Source organism: Sporomusa sp. (assembly GCF_057736855.1).
The window spans coordinates 1-1,555 of sequence record NZ_JBYKYF010000471.1 but is presented as its reverse complement, the minus strand read 5'-3'; the positions used below and the strand labels follow the sequence as shown (position 1 = coordinate 1,555).

Genomic DNA, 1,555 nt, shown 5'->3' with positions numbered 1-1,555 from the left:
AGGGACTGCATCTTCTTCAGGGGCCGGTTCTTCCGGGTGGTATAGTACTTATGCAACTCTCGGAACTCCTCATTCTTTGATAGCAGCGGCATGATTCCAAAAGTTAAGTAATACCGCAGCCGCTTTCGTCCCCTTTTACATATCGTTGTCTCGCCCTTATGCTTACCCGAGCTGTTTTCCTTAAGACTCAAGCCCGCCAGTTTCTGTATCTGCTTTGGATGATTGAATCTTGAGATATCACCAATCTCGGCAATAAATCCTGCAGCTGTGATAAGTCCAATACCTTTGATTCCCAGCATCTTCTCAAATCCAGGAATCTGCATAGCCAAGCTTTCTATCAAGGCCATCGTCCTTTCATACTGCTGCATTTTCCTCTCATAATCCTCAAGCAGTATCATCAGATCATTCTCCCCGGATACAAGACCTTCTGAAGTTCCAATAGAATTCTTCGCTGTTTCCAGGAGTTTTACAGCTCTTTTCCTCCCTACAGCACGTATTTTGTGCTTCTTCCAGATGGCAATGATACCATCAATTCCTTTTTCTATAATCCTTTTAGGAGTCGGGCACTCGTTAAGTATCAACAATGCTGCTTTCCCTTCCCAGTCTTTGAACACTGTTGTGAACTCAGGATAGTAGACGTATATCCATCGGCTAATCCGGTTCTTGATGGCTGAGATCTCCTTCACAAGATGCCAGCGGCTGTCCATGGCCGTCCGCAGTTCCTTGTAGATCCCTTCAGGAATGTAGGGCTCCATATACCTGCCATCCTTGACCAGCATAGCAATGGTCTTGGGGTCCTTACGGTCCGTCTTGCTGGGATTATTGTCATCCAGTTCCTTGCTTTTCTTTACATGATGCGGGTTCACAAGTACAATACGTGCACCACTTTTCATGGTGTTTTCAGCAAGGTTGAACCAATAATGCCCTGTTGGTTCCATACCAAGTGTTACGCCAGTAAAACCATTAGTACTGGCTATCTTTTCAGCCCATCCCATAAGGTTTGCAAACCCTTGGGCATTGTTATCAAAGATCAGCAACTTCCCAAACTCTACACCTCTGAAATTAAAAGCTCTTGCATAATGTTTCTCGCTACCAACATCAATTCCAACAATCAGTGTCTTTTCTGTTATTTGCAAAATCTTCTCATTTTGTGTATACTTCATATTACGTACCTCCGTTGTTAGTCTTATTCATTAGGGGTAAGCCCGCGAGCCTTACACCCTGTATTCTAACAGGAGGTACTTCTATTTTCAAAAGTCATTTTGTTTCATTACAGGAATGCTCCTAAATATTTTTCATAATATAAATAAATTACATCAAACAACAAAAAACACCAGAAATGTCATTGTTTCGACTCAAATTATATCAGTTTTAACAGCAGATAATCAATCTAATTTTTATAAATATTAAACTTGCTTACCGGAAGAGTTAATTATGAAGATACTAAATAATATTACAAATTTCGTTTTCATTAAATTTTATTTTATTACTGATGAACTGCGTGTGACAAATAAATATCTGAGATATTAAGTAACTCATGTGCGTTTATCAAACA

At 40.2% G+C, this 1,555-nt stretch carries 1 protein-coding gene; it reads right to left on the bottom strand.

Features of this window, described 5'->3' with window-relative positions; translation table 11 throughout:
- Positions 1-1,163 (bottom strand): IS110 family RNA-guided transposase (locus AC29Z1_RS17780; protein ID WP_488272764.1); only part of this gene is annotated, 1,163 nt, incomplete at its 3' end.
- Between the last annotated feature and the right edge of the window lie 392 nt (positions 1,164-1,555).